Genomic DNA, 4,248 nt, shown 5'->3' with positions numbered 1-4,248 from the left:
CGTAGCGGCCGCCCCGCTGGGCGGGGGCGGAGGTGGGGGCGGTGTTCCACACCGAGACCGGGTACGGGGGCAGGGTCATGACCGGCTCCCCTCTGCGCGCAGAACGAGAAGGTCGCAGTGGATGAGCCCGGGCGGTGCGCCCTCGGGTGGCGCGGGCACGATCCGGTCTTCGACCGCATGGCCGTGGACGATCACGATGTGCTGCAGGTAGCGGAAGCCTGCGGTGCGGGCGGAAGCGATGAGCAGGCCGAGCGGGTCGGTCAGGACTCCGGCGTCCCGGCGCTGGCGGGTGGCCAGCAGCAGGAGCCCGTCCTCGCGGAGGAGACGGTGGGCGCGGTGGAAGAAGCCGGGCCAGCCGTCGTCCATGGCGCCTTGCTCGTCGCTGCCATAACGGCTGTGCGGGGCGACGGCGGGCAGGGTGTCGGGGTGGAGTTCCGCGAGGAGCAGCGGCATGCGGCCTGCCCCGGTGGCGTCGGGTCCGTGGTGGACCACGCAGGGCGTGCGGGCATCCATGCCGGCGTCGGTGTCGTGGATGGCCAGGCGCCACAGTGCTGCGGGCGTGCGGCCAGGGCGGTGGGTGAACTCTCGGCGGATCTTGTCGATCGCCCAGTCGGGCAGTACGGCCGGAAAGGCGGGCGCGACCTCGGTGTCGTGAGAGCCGGGCAGCCAGACGCTGGTCGGCAGCGGCGAGGGACTCGTCGTCATGCGGGAGTTGGTCATGGGTGGGCACGCTGAGCGGGCCGGGCGCCAAGAAGTGCTGACATCTGTCTAAGGAGAATTTCCGGGCACGATCGTGCCAGCCGACTGCACCGAGTCACCTGGTACGTCACCTGGTGCGCGCCAAATCGGCGAGGGCTGGTGACGTCGGACGGCCTTCTCCCACTTCGGGTGGCGCGTACCTCCGAAGCTGCTGGTCAGCGCGCGATCTGGCACGAGGCGGTGGCAGCGTACGAGGCCGGGCCGGGATTCGGTGAACAGAGCTCCTTCGGAGCCACGCCTGCCCGCGGGCACCGGCGGGCTCGGGGCCTCCTCAAGATTCTTCAGTGATTTTCTCCGGGTCCGGGCCGAGGAAGAAGAGGCCGGTCAGCGCCAGATCTGCCAGGGCGTGGCGGGCGTGTGGCAGGGCCGTGGCTCGCTCCTGGCAGCCCGGGGGTGCGGGGGTGGCAAGGCCGTGACGGGGGTGGCTGGCGCGATGGGCGGCGACCCAGATCCGCCGCATCAAGGCAAGGAGCCCTCATGCGCCGCACGTCCCTTCGTCCCGCCCGCCCACTCTCGTCCGTTTCACTCTCGCCCTCCCCCTTGGAGGCGGTGGAGTCCGCGTTTCTCGCTCTCGCCTCCGGGAGCAGCCCGCTCACCCTGTCCATGACGCCGACCGCTGACTCGGACGCCACTGCCCCGCAGTCCATCGCCCGGATCCGCGCCCGGATGGTGCACCCCAGCTGCACCGAGCAGGCCCGGGCCCGGGTGTGGCAGGAAGTCCTGCGCCGCCGGGCGCTGTGCGGGGAGCCGTGGGGCACCGTCGCCGTCGGCCTCGCCATCCCCGCCCTGCGGCGCACGCTGGCCCGGCTGCCACGGCTGGCGGAGGTCGAGGCGTGCGAAGTGGAGCAGGAGGTGCTGACAGCGGTCACCGCCGAACTTGCGGCCCTGGCCCCGCACGAGCCGCACACCGGGCTGCGGCTGGTGCGGGCCGGAGACCGGGCCGCACACCGTCTGCTGTACGCCGCGCAGCGTGCGCGGCGCACCGTTCTCGTGCCGCTGGACGAGAACACCGCCGGTGCATCGCCGCTTCCCGCCCGTGGCACGGCGGAGGTGTTCGCGGTACTGGAGCGGGCCGTGGATGCCGGTGTCCTCGTCAGGGAGGAGGCCGAACTCATCGCGCAGACACGGCTGGAGCGCGCGGTCATGGCCCAGGCCGCGAGCGTGGCGGGGATGAGTGTGCGCACCGCGTTTCGCCGCCGGGCCGACGCCGAACAGCGCCTGGCCCTCGCGCTGACCGCAGGCGAGTTCTGACACGCCCCTGGCACGATCGGGCCCCGCATTTCTCCTTAAGGGGATGAGAGCACCGGCGGCCCCCTCGGCGCCGTAACCACTCTCGTCTCTGAAGTCCCCGGGGTTCGGGCACGGCGTCTCGTGCTGACACCCGACCCAGCCACTGTTCCCGCATCCCAGCGGCCCGCCTTCGAGGTGAAGGAGGTGAAGCGCTGCCGCGGGCCAGCCCGAACCCCTGGGGACAAGGAGCCCATCACCTCTCCGCTGCTCCCGCTTGCCCTGCTGTCTGCGCCTTCACCAGGAGGTGGTGTCCGTGCTCGTACCTCTGCGCCCGCTCCGGGCAGGGGCCCGCCGACCGGCGTGGCGTCGTCTGGGCCGCGCCATCGTCCGGACCTTGTTCGTGACGGTCCTCGTCCTCGCCGTACTGCTCTCGGATCCGCCCCTCTCGTGGGCGGTGGCCACGATCCCGCAGGTGATCGAGAACCTGCGGAACTGGATCGTCGGCATCCTCGCCGGCCTGGCCACCCTGTTCCTCACCTTCGGCGGGCTGCGCTACCTCATGGCCGGTGGTGATCCCGGCGAAGTCGAGGCCGCCAAGCGGGCATTGAAGGCCGCGGCCATCGGCTACGGCCTTGCGATCCTGGCGCCGGTCCTCGTCACCATCCTCAAAGGCATCGTCGGCGCGGGCGGGGGCGGGCAGTGAGCCCCGCGCGCTGCCGCATGCGCACCCTGGTGTTCGCGGCGCTTGTGCTGGCCGCCGGCATCGTTGCCGCGGTGCCTGCCGCGTACGCCACGACGCCTCCGGCTGCAATCGTCCACGTGCCCGCCGCGCCTGCGGATCCAGAACCCCAACCAGCTCCGCAACCCGGTCCGGTGGTGCCACCCCCGGATTCCGGCCCCGAGACCGCCGAGCCGAAACCCCAGCCAGGGCCAACTCCCGCCCCGGGAAAGCCGAAGCCCGAGCCGGACAAGCCCTCGCCCCCGGAGCCCGCGCCGGGGCCGACGCCTCCCGCGACGCCGCCCGATCCGAACGCGGACGGGTTCTTCGGCAATCTCCTCGACATCCCCGGCATGGTCATCAACGCGATCACCGCGTTCCTCGGGATGCTCATCGAGCAGGCCATGAAGCCGCTGCGGGAGCTGCTCGCCGACACCCTGCTGGCCACCCCGGATGTCACCAAGCACGCGGACATCAAGCACCTGTGGGCCGATGCCATGGCCATCACCATCGGGATCTACGTGCTGTTCGTGACCGGCGGCGGCCTGACCGTCATGGGCTACGAGACCGTGCAGACCAGCTACGCCCTCAAACAGATCGCCCCGCGCCTGGTCGTGGGCATCATCGCGGCGGGCACCTCGCTGACCGTCATGGGCAAGGCCATCTCCCTGGCCAACGCCCTCGCCCACGCCATCATGGGCACCGACCTCTCCGACGCCGGACAGGGACTGGTCGAACGGGCCCTGCCCTTCGCCCTCTTCGGACCCACCGGCATCGCCATCTATCTCCTGCTGCTCGCCGTCGTCGAGCTCGTCCTGGTCATCGCGGTCCTGGTCGGCTTCATCGTGCGGGTCGCGCTGATGGCACTGCTCGCGGTCTCCGCACCGCTGGCGCTGTCCTGCCATGCCCACCCGCTCACCGATCCGCTGGCCCGGCTGTGGTGGCGAGGCCTTGCCGGGTGTCTGGTCATCCAGGTCGCGCAGTCGATCATCTTCATCCTGGCGCTGAAGCTGTTCTTCGCCCCGGGCGCCACCGCACTCGGCATCCCCAAAGCCGATCAGCTGGGCACGCTGCTGGCCGGACTGGCCCTGTTCTGGGTGCTGTTCAAGATTCCCGGCTGGACCCTGCAGGTCGTCCTGCGCGGCTCGCCCATCCAACAGCCACACGCCCCGGCGCCGGTACGGATGCTGCGGCACCTGGCCATGTACCAACTGATGGGTCGCTACCTGCCCGGCGGCGCCCGTCGCCCCCGGCGCGCGGGCATCCGCCCTGGTGGAGGAGGAGGCGGCGGCCCACTCCGGGGCGGAGGTCCTCGACCCGGCGGTGGTGGCGCAGGCGGACGTCCCGGCGGTGGCCGACCCCGCGGACCCGGCGGAGCAGGCGGCGGGCCACGCCGACCAGGCGCCGGAGCAGGTGGCCGGGCCAGGGCCGGAGCACCGGGCCGGGCTCGCGCGGGCCACCCCGCACCGCCCGGACCTGCCGCCCCCGCCGCAGGCGCCCCGGCAGCCGGCGCCCCTCCAGGCCCGGCCGCACGCCCAGCC

Annotated in this window: 4 protein-coding genes; 3 read left to right on the top strand and 1 reads right to left on the bottom strand. The window is 72.4% G+C overall.

The window, feature by feature from the left end; genetic code table 11:
* Positions 1-75: 75 nt before the first annotated feature.
* Positions 76-720, bottom strand: a complete 645-nt coding sequence (locus tag E2651_RS41560; RefSeq protein WP_135336450.1) for a hypothetical protein — start codon at positions 718-720, stop codon at positions 76-78.
* 516 nt (positions 721-1,236) lie between these two features.
* On the opposite strand from E2651_RS41560, the gene E2651_RS41555 reads away from it, so the two are divergent.
* From E2651_RS41555 to E2651_RS41545, 3 genes are all read left to right on the top strand, one after another.
* Entirely contained in the window at positions 1,237-2,010 is a 774-nt protein-coding gene (locus tag E2651_RS41555) for a hypothetical protein (protein ID WP_135336449.1), read from the top strand.
* A 379-nt stretch (positions 2,011-2,389) separates the two neighbouring features.
* Complete coding sequence (locus tag E2651_RS41550) at positions 2,390-2,692, top strand: pilin (RefSeq protein WP_245239539.1); 303 nt, start codon at positions 2,390-2,392, stop codon at positions 2,690-2,692.
* Between the two features lie 17 nt (positions 2,693-2,709).
* The coding region (locus E2651_RS41545; protein WP_280922833.1) for a hypothetical protein at positions 2,710-4,248 on the top strand (1,539 nt) is incomplete at its 3' end.

This window comes from Streptomyces sp. MZ04, from assembly GCF_004684775.1.
Classification (GTDB): Bacteria; Actinomycetota; Actinomycetes; order Streptomycetales; family Streptomycetaceae; genus Streptomyces.
Note: the sequence above shows the minus strand (reverse complement) of the source record. Positions and strands in the feature narration are given on the sequence as shown.

Bases quoted from the DNA above. Each gene is read 5' to 3' on its own strand.
- E2651_RS41560 (WP_135336450.1), bottom strand. From the start codon at position 720: ATGACCAACTCCCGCATGACGACGAGTCCCTCGCCGCTGCCGACCAGC.
- E2651_RS41555 (WP_135336449.1), top strand. From the start codon at position 1,237: ATGCGCCGCACGTCCCTTCGTCCCGCCCGCCCACTCTCGTCCGTTTCA.